The 22,021-nt window shown below is 68.7% G+C and carries 18 protein-coding genes, 2 tRNA genes and 1 pseudogene; 18 read left to right on the top strand and 3 right to left on the bottom strand.

Annotation, left to right across the window (positions count from 1 at the left end):
• The first annotated feature begins 18 nt into the window (after positions 1 to 18).
• The 8 genes and pseudogenes from M3G03_RS04215 (at position 19) to M3G03_RS04185 (ending at position 8,921) form a co-directional block, all read left to right on the top strand.
• Complete coding sequence (locus M3G03_RS04215; protein ID WP_259808335.1) at positions 19 to 1,608, top strand: inositol monophosphatase family protein; 1,590 nt, start codon at positions 19 to 21, stop codon at positions 1,606 to 1,608.
• A 63-nt stretch (positions 1,609 to 1,671) separates the two neighbouring features.
• Positions 1,672 to 2,664 (top strand): dihydroxyacetone kinase subunit DhaK, encoded by a 993-nt coding sequence (gene dhaK, locus M3G03_RS04210; protein WP_259808333.1) that lies wholly within the window; start codon positions 1,672 to 1,674, stop codon positions 2,662 to 2,664.
• Between the two features lie 3 nt (positions 2,665 to 2,667).
• Entirely contained in the window at positions 2,668 to 3,291 is a 624-nt protein-coding gene (gene dhaL / locus M3G03_RS04205; RefSeq protein ID WP_259808331.1) for a dihydroxyacetone kinase subunit DhaL, read from the top strand.
• A gap of 13 nt (positions 3,292 to 3,304) precedes the next feature.
• Positions 3,305 to 3,706 (top strand): annotated as a pseudogene (dhaM, locus tag M3G03_RS12840) (dihydroxyacetone kinase phosphoryl donor subunit DhaM); the annotation flags it as partial.
• A 51-nt stretch (positions 3,707 to 3,757) separates the two neighbouring features.
• Positions 3,758 to 5,689, top strand: coding sequence for a putative PEP-binding protein (locus M3G03_RS04200; RefSeq protein ID WP_311197486.1), 1,932 nt, complete (start codon positions 3,758 to 3,760; stop codon positions 5,687 to 5,689).
• Positions 5,690 to 5,836: 147 nt separating this feature from the next.
• Positions 5,837 to 6,766, top strand: coding sequence for a PRC-barrel domain-containing protein (locus tag M3G03_RS04195; RefSeq protein ID WP_259808327.1), 930 nt, complete (start codon positions 5,837 to 5,839; stop codon positions 6,764 to 6,766).
• Positions 6,767 to 6,846: 80 nt separating this feature from the next.
• Positions 6,847 to 7,665: a sugar phosphate nucleotidyltransferase gene (locus M3G03_RS04190; protein WP_259808325.1), complete on the top strand. Its 819-nt coding sequence runs from the start codon at positions 6,847 to 6,849 to the stop codon at positions 7,663 to 7,665.
• Positions 7,662 to 8,921 carry a galactokinase family protein gene (locus M3G03_RS04185; protein WP_259808324.1) on the top strand — a complete coding sequence of 420 codons (1,260 nt, stop codon included), beginning with the start codon at positions 7,662 to 7,664 and terminating at the stop codon, positions 8,919 to 8,921. Before M3G03_RS04190 ends, M3G03_RS04185 begins: the two co-directional genes overlap by 4 nt.
• 81 nt (positions 8,922 to 9,002) lie before the next feature.
• Here M3G03_RS04185 and M3G03_RS04180 read toward each other — a convergent pair whose 3' ends face one another.
• Positions 9,003 to 9,932 carry a cation diffusion facilitator family transporter gene (locus M3G03_RS04180; protein ID WP_259808598.1) on the bottom strand — a complete coding sequence of 310 codons (930 nt, stop codon included), beginning with the start codon at positions 9,930 to 9,932 and terminating at the stop codon, positions 9,003 to 9,005.
• A gap of 111 nt (positions 9,933 to 10,043) precedes the next feature.
• Between M3G03_RS04180 and M3G03_RS04175 the strand changes: the two genes are divergently transcribed.
• The gene (locus M3G03_RS04175; protein WP_259808323.1) at positions 10,044 to 11,564 is read left to right on the top strand and encodes a patatin-like phospholipase family protein; all 1,521 of its coding nucleotides are present in this window, start codon (positions 10,044 to 10,046) and stop codon (positions 11,562 to 11,564) included.
• Positions 11,565 to 11,595: 31 nt separating this feature from the next.
• Here M3G03_RS04175 and M3G03_RS04170 read toward each other — a convergent pair whose 3' ends face one another.
• Positions 11,596 to 12,336: an HAD-IIA family hydrolase gene (locus M3G03_RS04170; protein WP_259808597.1), complete on the bottom strand. Its 741-nt coding sequence runs from the start codon at positions 12,334 to 12,336 to the stop codon at positions 11,596 to 11,598.
• A gap of 95 nt (positions 12,337 to 12,431) precedes the next feature.
• Between M3G03_RS04170 and M3G03_RS04165 the strand changes: the two genes are divergently transcribed.
• From M3G03_RS04165 to M3G03_RS04145, 5 genes are all read left to right on the top strand, one after another.
• A tRNA-Lys gene (locus M3G03_RS04165) sits at positions 12,432 to 12,503 on the top strand.
• A gap of 30 nt (positions 12,504 to 12,533) precedes the next feature.
• On the top strand, positions 12,534 to 13,805 hold the full coding sequence (locus tag M3G03_RS04160) for a VCBS repeat-containing protein (protein ID WP_259808320.1): 1,272 nt from the start codon (positions 12,534 to 12,536) through the stop codon (positions 13,803 to 13,805).
• Positions 13,806 to 13,816: 11 nt separating this feature from the next.
• Positions 13,817 to 14,500: a hypothetical protein gene (locus M3G03_RS04155; protein WP_259808318.1), complete on the top strand. Its 684-nt coding sequence runs from the start codon at positions 13,817 to 13,819 to the stop codon at positions 14,498 to 14,500.
• 412 nt (positions 14,501 to 14,912) lie between these two features.
• Positions 14,913 to 16,292: an SH3 domain-containing protein gene (locus M3G03_RS04150; protein ID WP_259808316.1), complete on the top strand. Its 1,380-nt coding sequence runs from the start codon at positions 14,913 to 14,915 to the stop codon at positions 16,290 to 16,292.
• A 108-nt stretch (positions 16,293 to 16,400) separates the two neighbouring features.
• Positions 16,401 to 16,476, top strand: a tRNA-Glu gene (locus M3G03_RS04145).
• Between the two features lie 55 nt (positions 16,477 to 16,531).
• On the opposite strand, the gene M3G03_RS04140 is transcribed toward M3G03_RS04145, so the two are convergent.
• Positions 16,532 to 17,089, bottom strand: a complete 558-nt coding sequence (locus M3G03_RS04140) for a TetR/AcrR family transcriptional regulator C-terminal domain-containing protein (protein ID WP_259808314.1) — start codon at positions 17,087 to 17,089, stop codon at positions 16,532 to 16,534.
• A gap of 202 nt (positions 17,090 to 17,291) precedes the next feature.
• Here M3G03_RS04140 and bioA point away from each other — a divergent pair, with 202 nt between their 5' ends.
• The 4 genes from bioA (at position 17,292) to bioB (ending at position 22,005) form a co-directional block, all read left to right on the top strand.
• Positions 17,292 to 18,614 carry an adenosylmethionine--8-amino-7-oxononanoate transaminase gene (gene bioA / locus M3G03_RS04135; protein WP_396121884.1) on the top strand — a complete coding sequence of 441 codons (1,323 nt, stop codon included), beginning with the start codon at positions 17,292 to 17,294 and terminating at the stop codon, positions 18,612 to 18,614.
• Complete coding sequence (bioD, locus tag M3G03_RS04130) at positions 18,611 to 19,336, top strand: dethiobiotin synthase (RefSeq protein ID WP_259808311.1); 726 nt, start codon at positions 18,611 to 18,613, stop codon at positions 19,334 to 19,336. Before bioA ends, bioD begins: the two co-directional genes overlap by 4 nt.
• A complete protein-coding gene (locus M3G03_RS04125) occupies positions 19,333 to 20,757 on the top strand; it encodes an APC family permease (protein ID WP_259808309.1) in 1,425 nt (474 codons plus the stop codon). Before bioD ends, M3G03_RS04125 begins: the two co-directional genes overlap by 4 nt.
• Positions 20,758 to 20,829: 72 nt before the next feature.
• The gene (gene bioB, locus M3G03_RS04120) at positions 20,830 to 22,005 is read left to right on the top strand and encodes a biotin synthase BioB (protein WP_396121883.1); all 1,176 of its coding nucleotides are present in this window, start codon (positions 20,830 to 20,832) and stop codon (positions 22,003 to 22,005) included.
• Positions 22,006 to 22,021: the final 16 nt, after the last annotated feature.

The following is a 22,021-nucleotide window of genomic DNA, read 5'->3' as shown; positions in this document are numbered from 1 at the left end:
CGCCGGTAGGGTGAGGCCGTGTCTGCCAACGCCGGGGTCCCCGAGCCCACCACCGCCGTCCGTGTGATCGCCCACCGTGGCGACTCCGAAGCTGCCCGCGAGAACACCCTCGCGGCCGTCGCCGCCGCCGTCGAGGCCCAGGCCACCGGCATCGAGATCGACGTGCGGACCAGCGCCGATGGCGTGGGCATGGTCATCCACGACCCGACCACCCTGCGGCTGTGGGGCCGGGCAGAACCGGTGGCTGCCCAGACTGCTGCGTCCCTGCAGGGACTGGGGACCGCTGGCGGGCGGGGTACCCGTATCCCCACCCTCACCCAGGTGCTGGACCTGCTCGCCGAGCAGGAGACGCCCCCGCGGCTGGTCATCGACTCCGTGACCGAACAGGACGCCATTACGGGCTGGACGGAGGCCCGGCGCCACCCCGCCGTCAAGGATGCCCGCCTGCAGGTCGAGTGGTCTGGGACCACCGAGGCCGTCCGCGCCATCCGCGAGCTGGACGACCGGGCCATCATCCAGGGTGGCCACGAGGGCGGGGAGTTCGACGCCGCGCTCTGGCACCAGCTGGGAGCCCGACTAATCAACATCGAGTTCTGCCAGCTCACCCCCTCCCTCATCGAGCAGGTCCATGCAGCCGGTTTCGAGGTCGGGACCTGGACGGTCAACTCCGCCGAGGAGATGAGCTGGGCGATCGACGCCGGGGTGGACGCCATCACCACCGACCGTCCCCGGCTCCTGCACGCCCTGGCCACCAAGGGCTACTCCCCCCTGGCGATGGCCTGGGCCGACCCCGCGCAGCTGGCGGCGAGGCTCGGGCTGGGAGAGGACCTGGGCCGCTGGCTGTGGGTGGCTCGGGACCTGGCCGACTGGGCCATCCACTACACCCGCACCGCGCGACTGGGGGACATCGAGAGCAAGGCCCACGGCGCCGACGTGGTCACTGCGGTGGACAAGGCCGTCGAGGAGCATGTCCGCGCCGTGATCGCGGCCGAGTTCCCCGACCACGTCGTCGTCGGTGAGGAGTTCGGCGGCGAGGCCGTCGAGGGACGTCCGACCTGGTACCTGGACCCAGTGGATGGCACCACGAACCTGGCCAACACCCTGCCCTGGACCTCGATGAGTCTGGCCCTGGCCATTGACGGCCAGCCGGTCGTGGCCGTCGTCGCGCAGCCATGGACCGAGGAGGTCTACCTGGCCGCACGCGGTCTGGGCGCCACCCTCAATGGGCGCCCCCTGGAGCTGGGAGGCGTGACGTCGCTGGAAGGCAAGGTCTTTCTCACCGAGCTGGCTGCACATGAGTTCTGGGATGGCCAGGTCGAGTTCATGGAACGCCTGGGCGAGTCGTTCTGTACGAGCCGGGTGATGGGTTCGGGGACGCTGACGATGGCTCGGGTGGCCTCCGGGGACGCAGCCGGCGGCCTCGTGCACCACTTCCACCCCATCGACCACCTTGCCGGCGTCCTGATTGCCCACGAGGCCGGAGCACGTGTCCTCAACGAGGACGGTGACGACAACCTGTTCCCCAGCGGGGGCGGAATGATGGTCTGCGCACCGGGGGTCGCGGAAAAGCTGTGGCGCATCTGGAAGCCGGAGATGCAGCAGTACTGAGCGTTCTGACTTCGGTCGCCGGGAAGGACGCTTTTGTCGCCGCCCGGGTCTATCTTGGTGGGCATGAAGAAGCTCATCAATGATGCTGGCGATGTCGTGGCCGAGGCCCTCGTGGGCATGGCGGCCGCCCACGGTGACGTGGTTCGCGTTGACCACGAGAACCGCGTGATCCTGCGCAAGGATGCCCCTCGCAAGGGCAAGGTCGGCCTCATCTCCGGCGGAGGTTCCGGACACGAGCCGATGCACGGAGGTTACGTCGGCCTGGGCATGCTGGACGCTGCTTGCGCCGGAGAGGTCTTCACCTCCCCCGTTCCCGACCAGATGTTGGCCGCGACCCAGGCGGTCGATGGTGGCGCCGGGGTACTGCACATCGTGAAGAACTACACCGGCGACGTCATGAACTTCGACATGGCCGCGGAGATGGCTGACGGCATCCGCGTGGAATCCATCGTGGTCGACGACGACGTCGCGGTGAAGGACTCCCTCTACACCGCCGGCCGCCGCGGAGTGGGAACCACTGTGCTGCTGGAGAAGATCGTCGGCGCCGCCGCCGAGGAGGGCCAGGACCTCGACGCCTGTCTGGCGCTGGCGAAGAAGGTCAACGGCCAGGGTCGCTCGATGGGCATGGCACTCACACCCTGCACCGTTCCGGCTGCCGGCAAGCCGAGCTTCGAGCTGGGCGAGGACGAGATGGAAATGGGCATCGGCATCCACGGCGAGCCCGGGCGCGCCCGCGTCCCGATGGGATCGGCCCGCGAGGTGGCCGCCCAGCTGGTGGAGGCCGTGCTCTCCGACCTCGACTTCACCGATTCCCCCGCCATCGTCATGCTCAACGGCATGGGCGGCACCCCGCTGCTCGAGCTCTACCTCGTGTACGGCGAGGTGGAGCGGTTGCTCACCGATGCCGGGGTCGAGGTCGCCCGCTCGCTGGTCGGCGACTACATCACCTCGCTGGAGATGGCCGGCTGCTCGCTGACCGTCCTCAAGGCCGATGAGGAGATCCTGCGCCTGTGGGATGCGCCCGTCGTCACCGCCGGACTGCGCTGGGGGGCCTGAGGAATGCTCGACACCAGCACGGCTGCCGCCTGGTTGAAGGACTACGCCGAGACCATCCACGAGAACCGGGAGGTGCTCACCGACCTTGATCGTCAGATCGGTGACTCCGACCACGGTTCGAACATGGATCGCGGGATGGCTGCCGTCGCAGCCCTCGACCCGGCCGAGTTCCCTGATGCCGCTGCACTGCTGAAGAAGGCCGGGATGACCCTGGTCAGCACTGTCGGCGGCGCCTCCGGACCGCTCTATGGCACCTTCTTCCTGCGGTTCGCAGGGTCCATCGGTGAGGACGGTGAGCTCACCGCGAAGGCGCTGGGTAGCGCCTTCGCGGCCGGGCTGGAGGGCGTTCGCGCCCGCGGCAAGGCCGCCGATGGCGAGAAGACCATGATCGACGCCCTCGCGCCTGCCGTGGCGGCGCTTCGCGAAGCTGCGGCACAGGACGCCTCGGTCGCCGACGCGCTGGCGTCCGCTGTCTCTGCTGCCGAGCAGGGTCGCGATGGGACTGTCGACATGCTGGCAACCAAGGGACGCGCCTCCTACCTCGGGGAGCGTTCACGTGGTGTCGCCGACCCCGGTGCCACCAGCGTCACGCTGCTGCTGCAGAGCGCGGCGCGCACGCTCTCCTGAGTCGGATGCCACCGTGATCGGCATCGTCGTCGTCTCCCACAGCCGTCCGCTCGCGGAGGCGGCCGTCGCGCTCGCCCGTGAGATGACCCCGGAGTCGCCGCCCATCGCGGTGGCGGCCGGGGTCGAGGACGGCACCGCCTTCGGCACCGATGCCATGGCGATCTCCGAGGCGATCACCGAGGTCGATTCGGCCGAGGGGGTGCTGGTGCTGTTGGACCTGGGCAGCGCGATCTTGAGTGCGGAGATGGCGTTGGAGTTCCTGGACCCCGAGGTCGCCGAGCGTGTGCTGCTGAGCCCGGCACCGCTGGTCGAGGGCGTGGTGGCGGCAGTCGTGACGGCGGCCTCTGGCGCTCCCCTGGCCGCGGTGGCGCGCGAGGCAGCGGCAGGTGCCGAGGCCAAGCAGGCCCAGTTGGCTCCCTCCCCCTCTGCTGCCGCTCCGGCAGCAGATCACGAGTCCCGCGACGAGATGGTCACGGGCGATGGCGCTCCAGATGGGGCGCCCCCTGGAGGGATCCCCCGAGATGGAGCGTTGGTGTGGGAAACCACCCTCACCGGTGCCCACGGACTCCACGCGCGCCCCGCTGCGGCCTTCGTCAGTGCGCTGCGGGGGCTGGACGCGGAGGTACAGGTCAGCAACCAGTCCACCGGCGCGGGGCCGGTCAACGGGAGCAGCCTGTCGAAGCTGGCCACCCTCGGGTTGCGGCGGGGGCAGGTACTGCGGGCGCTGATCTCCGGCTCGGACGCCGAGATGGCCCGCCAGGCACTGCAGAGGCTGGCTGACGAGAACTTCGGGGAGGTCGAGACTGCCGTAACCGGCCCAGCCCCGGTCGTGGCGGATGCCACCGGCGGCCCGGGGCTGATGAGTCCCCTGCCCAGAACCGGCACGCAGGTCGTGGTGGGCACAGTCCACATCACCGGTCTGGATGTCGACGTGTCGGGATACGTTCCCGCGGATGACGAGGCTGCCCGCCTGGACGACGTGACCAACGCGGTGATGATGCAGCTCTTCATGTCGACGGACGACGTCGTGCGGATGCAGGCGACGATGCTGAGTGATCCTGAGCTGGGCGGACAGCTGAACGCTGCCCTCGACGGGGGCGCGAGCGCTGTCGAGGCCGTGGACACCGTCTTCACACGGGTTGCCGACGAGCTCGCAGCCCTGCCCGACTCCTACCAGGCCGAACGCGCCCAGGACCTCCGCAGCCTGCGCCGGCAGCTGTTGGCCGGTTTGGTGGGCCAACCTGAGGCGCGTGCGCCCGAGTCAGAACACATCCTGGTGGCGCCCGAGCTCGACGCGGTGACGGCTGCCGCACTGGATCCGGCGACTTGTGTGGCTGTGGTCACGACGACGGGCGGCTCCACCGGACATGGCGTGATCATCGCCACCGGCCGTGGCATTCCGGTGCTCACGGGACGTGAGGAGGCTGCCGAGTGGAGCGAGGGTGAGACCGTCGCACTGGACCCGGTGAGCGGCGAACTCTGGGCGTCCCCCGATGAGCAGACGTTGACCATGATCACCGAGCGGGCCCGGGAGCGGGCGACCGCTGATCGTGAGGCGGCCGAGCGCGCCCACGAGCGTGTGCACACGGCCAATGGACAGTTGATCATGGTCGAGGCGAATGTCGGTTCGCTGGAGGACGCGGAGCGCGGCGCGGCGGGTGGCGCCGACGGGTCAGGGCTGGTGCGCACCGAGCTGCTCTTCGGGGACTGGAGCCACGCGCCGTCGGCGGCGGAGCAGGCTGAGGTGCTGGGCCGGGTCGCTGCCGCCTTTGGCGGCGGGCCGATCACGATCCGAACCTGGGATGTGGGTGGGGACAAGCCGCTGCCCTACCTCCCCCAGGAACAGGAGCTGAACCCCTTCCTGGGCGAGCGCGGCCTGCGGACGATGCGCCGCGTGCCCGAGTTCTTCCGCGAACAGCTGCGCGGCATTGCGATGGTGGCCAGGCAGTATCCCGTCCGCGTGATGTTTCCCATGGTGACCGAGCCCGAGGAGATGGGGTGGGCACGGTCAGTGGCCCTGGAGATCATCGACGAGGTCGGTTGCGAGCCGTTCCCGATCGGGATGATGGTCGAGGTTCCGGCCGCTGCCCTGAGGGCCGGGGACTTCGAGGGTCTGACCGACTTCGTCAGCATCGGCACCAACGACCTCACCCAGTACACGACTGCCTCTGACCGGACCAATGGTGCCGTCTCACACCTCGCCAGGTCGGATTCGGAGGCTGTGCTGGCGCTGATGCGGATGACCTGCGAGCAGCTCCCGGGCGTCCCCGTGGCGGTGTGTGGTGACCTCGCCAGCCGCACGGACATGACCGCCACCCTGGTGGAGATGGGTGTGACGGAACTGAGCGTGCGTCCCCCGCTGGTGGGACTGGTCAAGCAGGCGGTCCGCCAGTCCTGAGGGCTCCCCTTCTTCTCGCGTTTGCTCGCCGCAGTGACCCTGCCCACCCCACGTTTGCCCGCCCGACATGCCCTCGCTCCCGATATGTCGACGGCAGATGCCTACAAGTCGAGCAAACGCGTGCAGGGCAGCTGTACCGTCTCTTCCATGAGCGAGAACAGCCTTGACGACTACTACGACGCCACCGTCTTCGACAGCGAGGGCGAGAAGGTTGGTGGGGTCGGCCAGGTGTTCCTGGACGAGGAGACTGGCGAGCCGAGTTGGGTGACCGTGCGGACAGGGCTGTTCGGCCTGAAGGAGAGCTTCGTGCCCCTCGTCGATGCCCGCCTGGAGGAGGAGAAGCTGCACGTGGCCTTCCCCGCCGCGGTCATCAAGGATGCGCCCAAGCTCGACCCGGAGGCGCCGATGACCGTCGCCGAGGAGGACAACCTCCAGGCCTACTACGGCACGGAGGACGAACCAGAGAAGATGTCGACCACCCAGCATCCACAGGAGGCCGAGTTGAACGAGCCCGGAGCAGAAGACGCCACCCAGGAGCCCGCCGAGACCGTGGACGACCACGTCGCGGGCATCGACCCCGAGCAGGACGCCCCGCGCTCTGGCGCCACGGCGGCCGCCGCCGATCCGGAGCAGCAGGTCGACGCTCACGTCGCCGGCGGCAATGAGGAGGACACCACCAACGTCCCCGACACCCCGCACGCCGACACCCCGCACGCCGACACCCCGCACGCCGACACCCCGCACGGCGACACCGGGGCCCGCGACCGTAGCTTCGAGGACCACCCGAATAGCGAGTTCCCCCAGAATCCCGACGCCCAGAACCCAGCCGCCGACACCGATCAGATCCGTCAGAACTCCCCCGAGGATGATGGCGAGAAACGCGAGTGGATAGCGCCGGGGGAGCACAAGGACTGGATCGAACCCGAGAAGCACGTCTACCCCCACCAGACCGACTTCGCCGACGAGGCAGACGAGGAACTGATCGAGGAGGCCGAAAAGCTCCACGAGGAGGGGGATGAGGGCCTTCTGGACGCCGAGCGCCGCGTAGAGCTGGACGACCCCCAGTTCGAGCGCTGACCCGCCCCCTCCCCGCCCGATGCAGGCTTGCCCGGGTCCCCGCCGTGTCCACGCCCATCGCCAGCCCTAGGATCACCACCATGACCTATTCGGCCCCCCATCGCGCGGTGATCATGGCCCGCGGCCTCGGAACCCGGATGCGGAAGGAGGCTGAGGGCCTCCACCTCGACGCCGACCAGCAGGCTGCCGCAGAGGCCGGTGTGAAGGCGATGATCTCGGTCGGTCGTCCCTTCCTCGACCATGTCCTCGGAGAGCTCGCCGACGCCGGCTACGACGAGGTTTGCCTGGTGATCGGTCCTGAGCACCAGATCATTCGGGACTACTACGACGGCCTCGACACCACCCGCGTCACCATCAGCTACGCCATCCAGGACGAGCCCCTCGGCACCGCCAACGCCGTATACGCGGCGCACGAGTTCGCCGGCGAGGACCGGGTGCTGGTGATCAACTCCGACAACCACTACCCCGCCGAGGCCGTGGCCCAACTCGCCCAGGCGCCCGGAGCCGCCACCCTCGGTTTCGATCGCTACGCCATGGTGGAGGGGTCCAACATAGCCGCGGATCGCATCGCTGCTTTCGCCCTGCTGCAGTCCGATCCCGAGGGCAACCTGCGCGAGATCATCGAGAAGCCCAGCCCCGAGATGGCGGCCTTCCTCGGCGAGGACGCCCTGCTGTCGATGAACTGCTGGCTCCTCACCCCCGCGATCGTCGAGGCATGTGGCACCGTCGGCCTGTCGGCCCGTGGCGAGTACGAGCTGGTGGACGCCGTGCGCGATGCCGTCGCGGCCGGCGAGCCGGTGACGGTGGTGCCGGTGAAGGCCCCCGTCCTCGACCTGTCCAACCGCAACGACATCTCCGGGGTTGCCGAGCGCCTGCAGGGCAAGGACGTGGTCCTGTGAGCGGCTCCGCTCCCCCTCCCTCCGACGCGCACACCCCGAACGCGTGGTTCTCGCCCGGACGCATCGAGGTCCTCGGCAAGCACACCGACTATGCAGGCGGGCGCTCCCTCCTGGCCGCCGTCGACCGGGGCGTCACGGCGCATGTACGTCCCCTCCCCGGGGATGCCGCCCGCAGCACCGGCCCTCGCCTGGTGGCACGCACCTCCGCCCTGCCCGGGGACCTGACCATCATCCCGGGGAAGTCCAACGGGCTGGCGGCGGGCCACTGGGGCAACTACCTTCAGGCCGTCGCCGACCGACTCACCAGCAACTTCGGCCCGCTCGAACCCGCCGAGGTCGTCATCGATTCCGACCTGCCGCTGGCCAGCGGGATGAGCAGTTCCTCGGCCCTGATCGTCTCCGTCGGTGTCGCGCTGGCCGAGTACAACGGCTTTGTCGACCACCCCCTGTGGAAGGAGCACATCCACTGCCCCGAGGACCTGGCCGGGTATCTGGCCTGCTTCGAGAACGGAATGAGCTTCGGGAGACTCGCGGGAGAGAGGGGGGTGGGTACCTTCGGTGGTTCGGAGGACCACACCGCGATGCTCTGCGGCCACCCCAACGCGCTGGTCCAGTACGGTTTCACCCCGATCGTCCACGAGCGAACGATCCCCTTCCCCGACGACCTCTCCCTCGTGGTCGCGGTCAGCGGGGTCGCCGCCGAGAAGACCGGTCGGGCCCGGGAGCTCTACAACCGCGCCTCCCTTGGCGTCCGGGAGATCCTGGCCCGTTGGAACGCCCAGCCCAGCGTCGAGCAGGCGATCTCCCTCGCGGCAGCGCTGCGTTCCAGCGAGGACGCCCCCGAGCGTGCTGCCCAGCTGGTCCAGGGCGAGGACTACCTTCAGAGGCGCCTGGCCCATTTCCTGGTCGAGTCCGAGCGCCTGATCCCCCAGGCCGGGGACGCCCTCCTGGCCGGAGACCTGGCGACCTTCGGACGAGTCGTCGATGAGTCCCAGACCCAGGCGTCCGCCACCCTGGGCAATCAGGTGCCGCAGACCGACTACCTCGCAGACCAGGCCCGCCGCGCCGGTGCGTTCGCGTCCTGCTCGTTCGGGGCCGGCTTCGGAGGCAGCGTCTGGGCGCTGGTGCCCGCCTCGGACGCCGACGAGTTCAGCACCGACTGGCTCGAGCGCTACCGCGTCCAGTACCCGACCGAGGCTGCCCTGGCGACCACGCTGATCACCCGCCCCGGCGGCCCGTTGCGCCCGGTCGAGTAGCCCACCACACCGGTCGAACAGACCACAACAGCACGGGACGCCCACATCGGGGCGTCCCGTGCTGTTGTCATCGACCTCGCATCAGAGGTCCATGTCCTCATAGCTGCGCGGGTCCTCGATGGGCTCGAGGTGGACCAGCACCCGCAGCTCGGGGATGATCTCGCGCATGGCGTCGGCAACGTCCTCACTGAGGTCATGGCCCTTCTTCACCGACCAGTCACCGGGCACCAGCATGTGCACCTCCATGAACTGGCGCGAGCCCGACTCCCGGGTGCGGAAGGCGTGGAAGATGACGTCGTCGGAGCTCAGCTCACCCAACCGGGCACGCAGCAGGTCGTTGTCGGCCTTGGGCAGCGAGACGTCCATCAGGCCGGCGGTTGACTCGGTGATCAACTTCCAGCCGGTGAACAGGATGTTCAGGCCCACGGCGAAGGCCACCAGGGAGTCCAACCGATCCCACGAGGTCAGCCACACCAGCCCCACGCCGACGATGACGCCCACGCTGGTCCAGACATCGGTCAGCAGATGCCTGCCATCGGCGGTAAGGGTCAGCGAACGGTGCTGGCGACCGGCTCGGAGCAGTGCCACACCCACCACGCCGTTCAGCACCGACGCGGCCACTGAGATCAGCAAGCCGATGCCCAGCTCCTCCAGCGGCTGCGGGTTCAGGAAGCGAAGCGTCGCGGTGACCAGGATCACTGAGGCCGCCAGGAAGATCATCAGGCCCTCGGTCGCCGCCGAGAAGTACTCCGCCTTCGAGTGGCCGAAGTGGTGGTTCTTGTCGGGTGGCCGCGCCGCGACGGTGAGCGCGACCAGCGCCACGATCGCGGCGACCAGGTTGACGATCGACTCGGCCGCATCGGAAAGCAGGCCCACGGATCCGGTGATCCACCACGCTCCGACCTTCAGGGCAATGGTCAGCAGTGCCGCCACGATCGACAGCCAGGCGTACTTGCGCAGGTCCACGCGCTGCGGCGCGGGCTGGGCTGGCGGCGTCTCAATCACAGGCATCCGGGTGCTGGGAGGGGAAATCGTCACGTGTCTCAAGTGTGCCAGCCGTCACCATGGGCTGCAGCTTTCGCGCACCGCCCCATGACCGCTGCGGCAGCATAGTCTGGGGGAATGGCACGCCTCCCCTGGTCAGGAATCGCACCACGCTCGCCGCGGAACCGGTCGTGGTTCGAGAACTCCCGCAAACCCACCCAGGGCCTGGTGCTCTCCGGCGGCGGGGCCCGCGCCTCCTTCCAGATCGGGGCGCTGCGCTACCTCTACGACCACGCCGGTATCGCGCCAACCACCCTCGTCGGCACGTCCGCAGGCAGCATCCTGACCGCCTTCCTGGCACAGTTCTCCGACCCCGAGGAGCAGTCCGGGGCGCTGAGGGCGCTGGAGAACGTGTGGATGTCGCTGACGAATTCTGACCAGATGTTCATGCCAAGGCCCTGGTTCCTCCGCCTGCAGGAACGCAGCAGCAAGTGGTTGGAGCTGTTGCAGACCGAGTCCGAGCGTCCCGAGCCGAAGCGCTCGCTGCCCCGCATCAGCCTGTTCCGCTCCCCGACGGAGGCAGCCGACGAGATCGCGACCGATGAGGACGCCCGCGCGGTCGAACCAGAGGAACTGTCCGGGCAGGCGCGCACGCTCGCGATCGCCCTGTCCAACCCGGTCGCCCCGGCCCGCAGTTTCAGCCCCACGCTGGCGCTCGGCCTGATGAACATGTTGCCGCGGTTGCGTGCCACCGGCGATGACGTGTCGATGATCCTACGCGGCGCCGACGCGTCCCGGTCGATGTACCACCCCGGCCCGGTGCTGACCACACTGCTCGACGAGGAGTTCTTCCGCTCCGAAGCTGTCGCGGAGTCCGGGGTCACGGTGCGGGTGGCGATGGTGGCGCTGGAATCGGGTGAGCTGCGCTTCATGACCGAGACCGGCGAGATGGTGGACCGGGAGAACAGGCCCCTTCCCCACATCCCCCGCCAGGATCTTTCCCTGGGGTTGTTGGCCAGCTGCTCGATCCCGGCGGTCTTCCCCCCGGTCAAGATCGGTGAGGAGTGGTACGTCGACGGCGGGGTGCGCGAGGCGACCCCGGCCGAGATGGCGATCGGCCACCTCGGCGTCGACCGCTGCTGGGTGGTGGCCTCCTCGGCCACCGAGGCACCCCCGGCGGACTCCTTCGAGTCCAAGTCGATGCTCAACGTGATGCTGCGCAGCACCCAGATCCTGAGCGAGGAGACCGAGCGCGACGAGATCGCCTACGCCCAGGTGGCTGGGGCCACCGTGATCGAGCCGGAGCTGTTCGTCCACGACGCCACCACCGTGGTGATAGGGCTGATGCACATCAACCGTGACTACGGCTGGCTGCGGGCGGCCGAGCAGCATCTGAACCTGCACGAGTCCACCGTCGCGCTCCACCGACGGATCATCGGCAACCGGCTGCGCGCCCTGGACCTGGAGGACAAGGTCCTGCTCGGCGATCCCCCCGAGCCGCTGCTGCGCGAGCTGGCGAGGGTGAAGTTGCAGATCCGCGAGGACATCTCCTGGCTCGACCCCAAGCAGTTGCCCGAGGGCGCGCAGGACTGGTGGCGCAGCTGGGAGAAGCACGACCCACCGGTCACCGTGCCGGCCCCCTGGTTGACGCAGGCCTGAGGGCGCCGGCAGAGCCGGACGCACGTCGGCGTCAGATCATGTCCACCAGGTCGGCGACCGAGTCCAGCACGAGCGAGGGCCGGTAGGGGTAACGGTCCAGGTCCTCGCGGCTGGTGATGCCGGTCAGCACCAGGATTGTGAACAGTCCTGCCTCCATGCCCGCGATGATGTCGGTGTTCATCCGGTCGCCGATCATGGCGGTCGTCTCCGAGTGGGCCTCGATCTTGTTCAGCGCGGAGCGGAACATCATCGGGTTCGGCTTTCCCACCACATAGGGCTGGCGCTTGGTGGCGGCGGTGATCAGGGCAGCAACCGCACCAGTGGCAGGCAGGAGGCCCTCGGCGCTCGGGCCGGTGGCGTCCGGGTTGGTGGCGATGAACTTCGCGCCCCGATCGATGTGCCGGATGGCTGCGGTGATCGCCTCGAAGGAGTAGGTACGCGTCTCACCCAACACCACATAGTCGGGGTCGCGATCGGTCATGATGAAGCCCGCCGAGTGCAGCGCGGTGGTCAGCCCGGCCTCGCCGATCACGTACAGCCGGGCACCGGGGTGCTGGTTGGACAGGAAGTCGGCGGTCGCCAGCGCCGAGGTCCACAGGTTCTCCTCCGGCACGATCAGACCGGAGGCGTCCAGTCGCGCCGCGAGGTCACGCGGGGTAAAGATCGAGTTGTTGGTCAGCACCAGGAAGCGCCGTGAGGTATCCACCCACCGGTTCAGCAGGTCGGTCGCCCCCGGCAGGGCGGTGCTCTCGTGGACGAGCACACCGTCCATGTCGGTCAGCCAGCATTCAATGTCCCGTGGTGTACGCACGGCCCCAGCCTAGACCGCGGCCCCACGACCCCGACGGCTACCGCTAGAATCTATCCGCCCCCATAGCTCAGTGGTAGAGCAAGGGACTTTTAATCCTTGGGTCGCGGGTTCGAGCCCCGCTGGGGGTACGTCCGGACACCACCCTTTCAGGAGCCACCGTGAGCAGTGCCCGTCCCACTCGTGTCCACACTGTGCGCCGCCTCGGCCGGGCCCTGCGCGTCGGTCTGTTGGCCTTCGCCACGGCCGCCTCCGGGGGCCTGCTCGGTAGCGCGCCGGCCCAGGCGTCCACCACGCGCGAGTCCTGCCTGCGCGGCGGCAATGTCTGGGTGGTGGCCGAGTTCACCAGCACCCGCACCGAGCAGGCCTGCGCCACCAGTTTCCGCACGGGCTTCGATGCCCTCGCCAGCGCCGGATTCGCCACCACGGTCGACGACGGATTCCTCGAGCAGATCAAGGGCTACCCGGCCACCCCGAACCGGTTCAGGGGCTACTGGTCCTACTGGACTGCCACCCCGAACGTGGGCGGCGACTTCACCGGCTACTCCTACAGCCAGCTCGGGGCCGCCAGCTCCCGCCCCGAGCCCGGGTCGGTCGAGCACTGGAAGTACCTGGACATCTCTGTCCAGCCCGATGCCGGACGCCCAAAGCTCGCGCTGCCCGCCAACACTCCGGCACCCACCACCCTGGGGGACCAGGATGGCAATGGCCAGGCCGACCTCCTCGCCTCCGACAGCTCAGGACGCCTGCTGCAGTACTCGGTGCGGGGTTCCCGCGCATCCTCCCCCTATGTGATCGGCAGCGGCTGGAACGGCTTCAGCTGGATCTCGGTGGTGCCCGACCTGAACGGCGACCGGATCAGCGAACTCATCGGACGCCGCACCGACGGCACCATGAACCTCTACTGGGGCAAGGGAGCCGGCACGTTCTCCTCCGGTGTCCGAGTCAGCTCGGGGTGGAATGGGCTGTCCCTGCTGACTGTCATGGAGGACATCACCGGCGACCGGCTCCCTGAACTCCTCGCGCGAAGCAGCGACGGGCTGCTGTACCGGTATTCCTTCTCCCGCTCCGGGACCCTGGGTGGCAAGACGCGTATCGGCCACGGCTGGAACTCGATCCTGCAGACCACCACGGTGGGTGACTTCTCCGGCGACGGCAAACCTGACCTGCTGGCCATCACCACCACCGGCGAGCTGCGCCGCTACACCTTCGCGACCAACGGGCAGGTGAACTCGACTGCGAAGGTCGGCCACGGCTGGCTGGGCATGCGACTTGCCACCTCACCGGGAGACATCACCCGCGATGGCCGTCGGGATCTGCTTGCGGTGCGCTCGGATGGCAGCCTGTGGGTCTATGCCAACCTCTCGGCCGGCCGATGGGCCCCTGCGATGCGACTCCGTGAGGGCATGAACGCTGTCACCCGCCTGGCCTGAGGGGCGGACGAGTGAACTCCACCGTCCTCGGCGTCGCCATCATCCTCGGGGTCGGTCTGGTGTTGCTGGCCGTCGCGACCCTGCTCGACGGGCGTAGCGCCCGCCGCGTCGGCAGCGAACTCCCGGGTTCGCCGCCAGGCACCCCGGCAGTTCACCAGCAGTCCGCCATGCACCCCGACGATGAGCCGCCCGTTCTCATCGTGGACGCCCACGAGGCCGTCGAGCTCTCCCCGCTGAGCCAGAGCGAGCGGGCCGAGCGGGAGGGGGACATCACCCGGGGGCCTCGCCACGACCTGCTGGCCCGTCTGGCCGACCGACGCCTGGCCACCCATTCCAATCCCGAGATCGCCCTGCTTCGCCGTCCCCTGGTACTGGTCTGCAGTGATCCGGGAGCCACGGTCGCCGAATTGCTTCCCGTGCTGGAGGAGGCGTTGTCGCAGATGGCGCCGCTGGTGATCTGCACACCGCTCTTCGATGCGCAGCTCCTCGACACGCTCGCCATCAACTCCCGGCGCAGCGTCCTGCGCAGCGTCCCCCTGCTGGCCGACGGGTCGACCCTCGAGCGCCTGGCCGAGATCACGGGCGCGACGATGGTCACTCGCGGCGACCTGCAAGCAGGTCTGGCACCCTCTCACATCCTCGGACGCGCCATTCTCGTGCAGGCTGACTCTCGTTCAGCGACCCTGGTCAGCTGAATCGGGGCCGTGAAAGGGTGAACCCTCACTCAAGGGTTCAGGCTTGTCCAAGATTCTTCGGTGATTTTGCTTAGAGTCCATCATTGGACCGGTTTCACTGAACCCGCTCCCCCGGGCAAAGGACATCACCCCTAGCCAAACCCCGCTCCGGCCGAAACTTACATCAATGGAATCACAGGAATGTCATTCCAAGAATGTGTCAGCAATGCCTCAGGAATTGTCGGAGGTTCCTGCTTGAGGCCCCCCGGTCGCGCGACTTAGATTCCACGTGACCGCTCAGGCCCGACCCGAATCGATGTGGGGTTCGCCCCGGGGAAGACATCGGGGTCGGGACTGTCGGCGTCCATGGCAGAAAGTGCATGGCAGAACACAGTCGTCGGCGCAGGGAAGTGCGCTGGATTTGGGGGCCCACGTGAACATCAGCAAGCGTTTCCTGACGACGGGCGGAGCGACGATGGTCGTGACCGGCTCGGTCGCCATCGCAGGCATCGCCCTCAGCCCGATGGCGATCGCTGACTTCGGTGCTGTGACCGCCACCACAGCAGTCAACATCCGCACCTCACCCTCATTGCGGGGCAATGTCGTGGGTGTCCTCTACACCGGCCAGAAGCTGACCCAGGTCGCTCCCATCACCAATGGCTGGGTGCCGGTGTCCTATGGCGGGCAGACCCGCTACATCGCGTCCGCCTACCTGCTGGGCGCCAAGCTGACCGCCGTCTCCCCCGCCACCAACGACAAGGGCACCACCGGACAGGCCTGGACCACGGCCGTGCTCAACGTGCGCCCCTTCGCCAGCATCAACAACACCCCCATCGGGCTGCTGCAGAAGGGCGCCCCCGTGACCCTCACCGGCCTGGTGTCAGGACAGTTCAGCCAGATCACCTACGGCGACGGTCTCGCCTGGGTCGCCACCTCCTACCTGTCCAGCGCGAAGCCCGACTCCGAGGGCAACACCACCCTCATCGTCGGTTCGGTCCGCGCCAAGACCGCACTGGCCGTCCGCACTGCGGCCGGCGACGACACCGGTGCGGCTGACATCCCCGGCGGCACCGTGCTGCCCACCACCGGGCGCAAGTCCACCAGCCTCACCGAGGTCGTCTGGCAGAACGCCCGCGTCTGGGTCACCTCCTACTGGGTGGAGGCCCTGAGCAACTCTTCCCCGAGTGTCCCGACGGTCCCCAGCACCATCGGCACCCGTTACGCCACCACCGACGTCAACGTCCGTTCGGGCCCGGGCACCAGTTACAGCATCGTCGGCTCCCTTCCCCAGGGCGGGGAGACCCAGGTCACCGGCACCGTCACCAATGGCTTCGCCGCGGTCGTGGTGGACGGCGCCACCCGCTGGGTCTCGGCCCAGTACCTGTCCAGCACCAAGCCGGCCCCGCTGAACCCCAGCCCTCCCGTCGGCGGGGACGGGCTCAACCTGCGAGGATCCAGCGGCCTGGCCGGGCTGGAGCCGAACGCCCGCAACATCGTCAACGTGATCGCGTCCAAGTGGGGCCTGACCACCTTCTACGGCGTGCGCGCCGACCCGCTGCCCGACCACCCCAGCGGCCACGCAGTGGACGCCATGATCCCCAATTACCGCTCTGCATCGCAGAACGCACTGGGCTGGGAGATCGCCAGCTACCTGCGCGCCAATGCTCGCGCGCTGGGCGTGCAATACGTGATCTGGGACCAGAAGATCTGGAACATCGCCCGAGACAAGGAGGGCTGGCGCTCCATGGCCGACCGCGGCGGTGACACCGCCAACCACAAGGATCACGTGCACGTCACCACGGTGGGCCTGTGATCCTGTCCAGGACGCGGTCCGGGTCCTGTTCCTGAAGCATCGAGGCGGCGCGAGCGGTCCAGCCGGTTTGGGCGGGTCGCTCGCGCTCCACTATGCTTCTGCAGTCTGGTCCCCTTCGTCTAGCGGCCCAGGACACCGCCCTTTCAAGGCGGCAGCGCGGGTTCGAATCCCGTAGGGGATGCCATCAGCGCAGGCCCAGGTCGACCACGACCGGGGCCTGCTGCTTGTCCTCTGGACAGTCAGGCCAGGGCGGCGCTCGCGCCGGAGAGGATCAGCCCCACTCCCCCACGCAGTTGCTCGACATCGCTGTCCTCGGACGAGGATCCGGACAGGGCGAGGTTCATCTGCACCAGGTAGCGGCGAGCCTGCTCCTCAGCGACGTGGCCGAGCACGAAATGCCACAGGGTGGACGCCGCCTGACGCGCCGTCGGTTCCGGAATGCCTGCCGCGGCGAGCATGAGGATCGGGCGCTCCAGCACGTCCACGGTGACCAGGCCGAAGGCGCGTGAGGAGGCGACCAACTCAGCGGAGTCGCGGTGGGCCATCAGTGCTGCGCGCAGGTTGAGGGCCCAGCCGAGGATGGCTTCGCGCCACGGCCCTGCGGGGCAGCTCACCTGACCGAGGATCTCGTCGGCGACCCCGGCCAGCAGGGTCTGCTTGTTCTCCACGTGGTGGTACAGGGCCCCCGGCTGAACCTCCAGCCTGGCCGCGACCCGGCGCATGCTGAGGTCGGCGAGCCCATACTCATCCAGGATCCCCAGGGCGGCGTCCACCACCTCGGCGCGCGTCAGTGCCATGGCGTCAAACCTATCGCCCCCGCTCGCCAGCCCCCTCCCGCCCACTACTCGCGCACGGAACAGCTGCCTCTGACCTCCGCGGGCGTGCAGTCCCTGCGCGGACAGGGAGCAGAGGCGGCGAGACGAGTCCACCGTTCACCCCTGATTGAACACCGTTCAAATCCCCTGATACTCTCACCGTGTGAGGACGACCACCGACGTTCTGGGCCTTGACCGGCGCCATGTCTGGCACCCCTACGCCAGCACCACGCACCCCGGTCCCCTGCGTCGCGTCCTGGACGCCCGCGGCACCCGGCTCGTGCTCGACGGCGGCACCGGGCCCACTGAAGTGGTCGACGCGATGGCGTCCTGGTGGTGCCAGGTGCACGGCTACCGCCACCCCGACCTGGACGCCGCCGCCCACGCCCAGGTCGACCGCTTCAGCCACGTCATGTTCGGCGGGCTCACCCACGACCCGGCGATCACGCTGGTCGAGAAGCTCGTCGAGATCACCCCAGAACCACTCAGCCGGGTCTTCCTGGCCGACTCCGGCTCCGTGGCGATGGAGGTGGCGACCAAGCTCGCGCGCCAGTGGCAGATTGCGCGCGCGGCCGCATCCGGTTCTCGCGGAAGTCGTCGCACCAGATTCGCGGCCCTGCGTGGCAGCTATCACGGCGACACCTGGGGCGTGATGGGGCTCTGCGACCCCGAAGGCGGCATGCACTCGATGTACGCCGGCGCCCTTGAGGAGCACCTCTTCCTACCCCGCCCACCCCACCTGGACGCCGACGCGAGGGCCAGTGAGGAGTGGTCCACCGCTGCCCGAGCGGCGATTCATGAGCACCGTGACGAGCTCGTCGCCATCGTGGTCGAGCCGATCCTGCAGGGGGCGGGGGGTATGTGGCCCTGGTCGCCCGAATGCCTGCGCACCCTGCGCGAACTGGCCGATGAGTACGCACTGCTTCTCATCGCTGATGAGATCGCCACTGGCCTGGGCCGCACCGGCACCCTGTTCGCCTGCGAGCGCGCCGGCATCGTTCCGGACGTACTGGTGCTTGGCAAGGCGCTCACCGGCGGTTACCTCACCCAGGCGGCGGTCATCACCAGCGAAGACATCGCGGCCATGATCAGCCGTGGTCCCGGCGGCGCACTCATGCATGGGCCGACCTTCATGGCCAACCCACTGGCCTGCGCGATCTCAGCGGCCAGCCTCGAGCTGCTGCTGCCGACCTGGGCTGACAACGTCGCGCGTCTGGAGTCGGTGCTCTCAGCCAGTCTGCTGCCGCTACGGCAGCACAGTGGCGTGGCCGACGTGCGCGTCCTGGGTGGAACCGCCGCCATCGAACTCACCGTGCCGCTCGACATGGCCCTGGCCACCGACACCGCCATTGCCCACGGGGTGTGGCTGCGGCCCTTCCGCAACCTCGTCTACGCGAGGCACCCCTACATCTGCACCACCGAGGAACTGCAGACCATCGCCACCGGGATGACCGCCGTCGTCGACGCCCTCACCAACGCCTCCAACGGCACGGGGGCGGCAGCATGAGCCTCGACGAACTGCGCCAGGGCATCACGATCATCACCGGCACCGACACCGACGTCGGCAAGACCATCACCACCGCAGCCCTCGCCGCCTGGCTCGAGGCCGAGGGCCACTCGCCCTGCGTGGTCAAGCCCGCCCAGACCGGCATGCGCCCCGACGAACCCGGCGACCTGGCCGTCGTCGGCGAACTCGCTGGCATCCCACAGGAGCGGCTCGTCGAATGGGCACGCCTGCCCGAGCCGCTGGCCCCCACCACGGCCGCCCGCCGCGCGGGTCTTCCCCTGCCCACCATGGACGCCGTGGCCGGGCGACTGGTCGAGCTCACCGCCCAGCATCCGTGCGTCCTCGTCGAAGGTGCGGGCGGGCTCATGGTCGGGCTGGACGAGCACGGCCACGGGCTGCTCGAACTCGCCAGCGCCCTAGCACACCGTGGCCACCAGCCCCGGTTCGTGGTGGTGACCCGCTCCGGACTCGGAACCCTCAACCACACCCGGCTCACCGTCGATGCCCTCCGCGCCCACGACCAGACGGTCACCGGGCTGGTCATCGGCGCCTGGCCCGACTCCCCCAGCCTGGCCGAGCGCTGCAATGCCGTCGACCTTGCCCTGATCGCCCCCGTCCTGGCCGCCCTGCCCGCCGGAATCGGTGAGAATCGGGCGGCGGCCGCCGGCGCCATCGCTCGTCGTTTCCCCGATTCCTACCCGCTGGACAGTGGTCACCGATGACCACTGCCGCCCCCACCCCAGGACCTGTCGCCCCACCACCGATCGCTGCCTCCGCCGTCGACCAGGAACTCCTCAACCTGGGCTATGAACCGACCCTGAAGCGCCAGCTGAACTTCGGTGCCCTGCTCGTCTACGGGCTGCTGTTCTTCGTCCCCATGGCACCGGTCGCCGTCTTCGGCATCGTCGTCAACCGCTCCGGTGGCCTCCCCGTGCTGGCCTACCTCGTCGCGGCCTTCGTCATGGGCCTGTCGGCGCTCAGCTACCGTGAGATGGCCCTGCGCTACCCGGTGGCCGGATCGGTCTACGGCTATGTGCGACTGTCCACCAACCGTCATCTGGGCGCGGCCGCCGGCTGGCTGATGCTGCTGGACTACACCCTGCTGCCCTCGCTGCTGACGATCCTCGCCGCGATCAGCCTGGGTCACCTGTTCACCGCAGTGCCAGTAGTGGTGCTGGCGGCCCTGTTCATCGGCGCGTCCATGCTGCTCAACCTGATGGGCATCTCCATCACCACCCGCGTCGGGCTGGTGCTGCTGCTGGTCCAACTCGCCGTGATCAGCCTGTTCGCCTGGTTCGTCCTGCGCGCGGTCGCCGCCGGCGACCTTCACCTGACCATGGACGCCCTGTGGCGGGCCGACCTGTCCTGGCCGATGGTGCTCTCGGCGGCCTCGATCGCCTGCTTCAGCTACATCGGCTTCGACGCGGTGTCGACTCTGAACGAGGAGGCCAGGGGCGGCGGCAAGTCCGTCGCCTGGGCCACCGGCGTCCTGTTGCTGACCGCCACCGTGCTGTTCGCGGTGCAGAGCTGGCTGGCGGCCACCGTCACCCACGCCACCAGCTTCCCCCAGGGCACCGGCACCACCCGCGCCTTCTACGACGCCGTCGACCTCGTGGCCCCGGCCTGGTTCCGTCCGGTGTTCACGCTGACCAACGCTCTGGTGGCGATCTTCGCCTGTCTGGTCGTCTCCCATGCGTCCAGTTCACGACTGGTGTTCGCGATGGCCCGCGACCATGCGCTCCCAGGTTTCCTGGCCCGGACGACGCGGCGCGGCGTCCCTCACTTCGCCACCGTCGCGGTGGCCCTGCTCACGCTGGCGGTCGCCGTTGGTTTCGCCAGCCACGCCGAGATGATGACCTCCCTGGTCACCTTCGGCGCCCTGACCTCCTACGTGATCCTGCACGTCGCGGTCATCCACAGCTGTTTCCTGCGGGAACGGACCGGCAACTGGCTGGTCCACCTGGTCAGCCCCATCCTGGGCGCCGCCTGCCTGCTGGCCATCCTGTCCCGCACCGACACGATGACCCGCTGGCTGGGGCTGGGATGGCTGGCCTTCGGCATGGTCGTCCACGCTCTCATGTCGTCCCGCAGGTCGCAGACCTCCGCACTGTCGCCCGTCTCACCCACCAACACCAAGGACTGATATCTGATGACGACCACCACGCCCTCTTCCACCCAGGCCGCCGCTCCCAGCGGCGCCCAGCAGCTCGGCCCGATGGAGCTGGCCGCCATGACCCAGGCCGGCCTCGACAGCCAGCCGATCACCCGGGAGCAGGCCCTGGCGATCCTCCAGGCCCCCGATGCCATGACCCTGGCGATCGTCGCGGCTGCTGGGCAGGTGCGCCGCCACCACTTCGGCACCGAGGTGCTGGTGAACCACCTGGTCAACATCAAATCGGGCATGTGCCCCGAGGACTGCAACTACTGCTCGCAGTCGATCGACTCCTCCGCCGAGATCATGAAGTATTCGTGGGCTCCCAAGGACGAAATCACCGCCGCCGTGAAGGCCGGCGTCTCCCAGGGCGCCTCCACCATCTGCCTGGTGGCTTCCGGACGCAGCCCCTCGCGCCGTGAGGTCGAGCACGTCGCCGGCATCGTGGAGGAGATCAAGAAGGACCACCCGGAGGTCACCGTCTGCACCTGCCTGGGCTTCCTGGATGACGAGAAGGCCGCCCGCCTCAAGGAGGCCGGTTCCGACCGCTACAACCACAATCTCAACACCGCCGAGGAGCGCTACGAGGACATCTGCTCCACGCATACCTTTGCCGACCGCCAGAACACCGTGCAGCACGCCTCGGACGCGGGGCTCTCACCGTGCTCAGGCCTGATCGCCGGCATGGGTGAGACTGATGAGCAGCTGGTCGACGTCGTCTTCGCGCTGCGCGAGCTGGATGTCGACTCGGTGCCGGTCAACTTCCTGCTCCCCTTCGAAGGGACCCCGCTGGAGTCCTACAAGCAGCTCACCCCGATGAAGTGCCTGCGGATCCTGTCGATGGTGCGTCTGGTGCACCCCAACAAGGAGGTCCGTTCGGCGGCTGGCCGTGAGTACCACCTGCGTTCCCTGCAGCCGATGGTGCTCGAGGTCTGCAATTCGATCTTCCTAGGTGACTACCTCACCTCCGAGGGCCAGATCGCCTCCCAGGACCTGCAGATGATCACCGACTCGGGTTTCCAGATCAAGGGCAAGGTCACCGCCACCCAGGTCGAGGGCCACCACGGGACGCCCTCGGTCACCGTGAAGGCCTGTGGCTCCTCATCCTCGGGCTGCGGGGGCTGCTCCTCGGCCGGCAGTGGCTGCGGCGGGCATTCCCATGCCGAGCCCGACGAGCAGCACAGAGTGGACGCCGCTGGGGTGCCGATCCGCCAGCGGGGAGTGGGGGCCGGGGTCTGATCCCGGCCGCCGCCGG

Source organism: Aestuariimicrobium sp. p3-SID1156, from assembly GCF_025144225.1.
Classification (GTDB): domain Bacteria; phylum Actinomycetota; class Actinomycetes; order Propionibacteriales; family Propionibacteriaceae; genus Aestuariimicrobium.
This window is presented reverse-complemented; position numbering and strand designations above follow the sequence as displayed.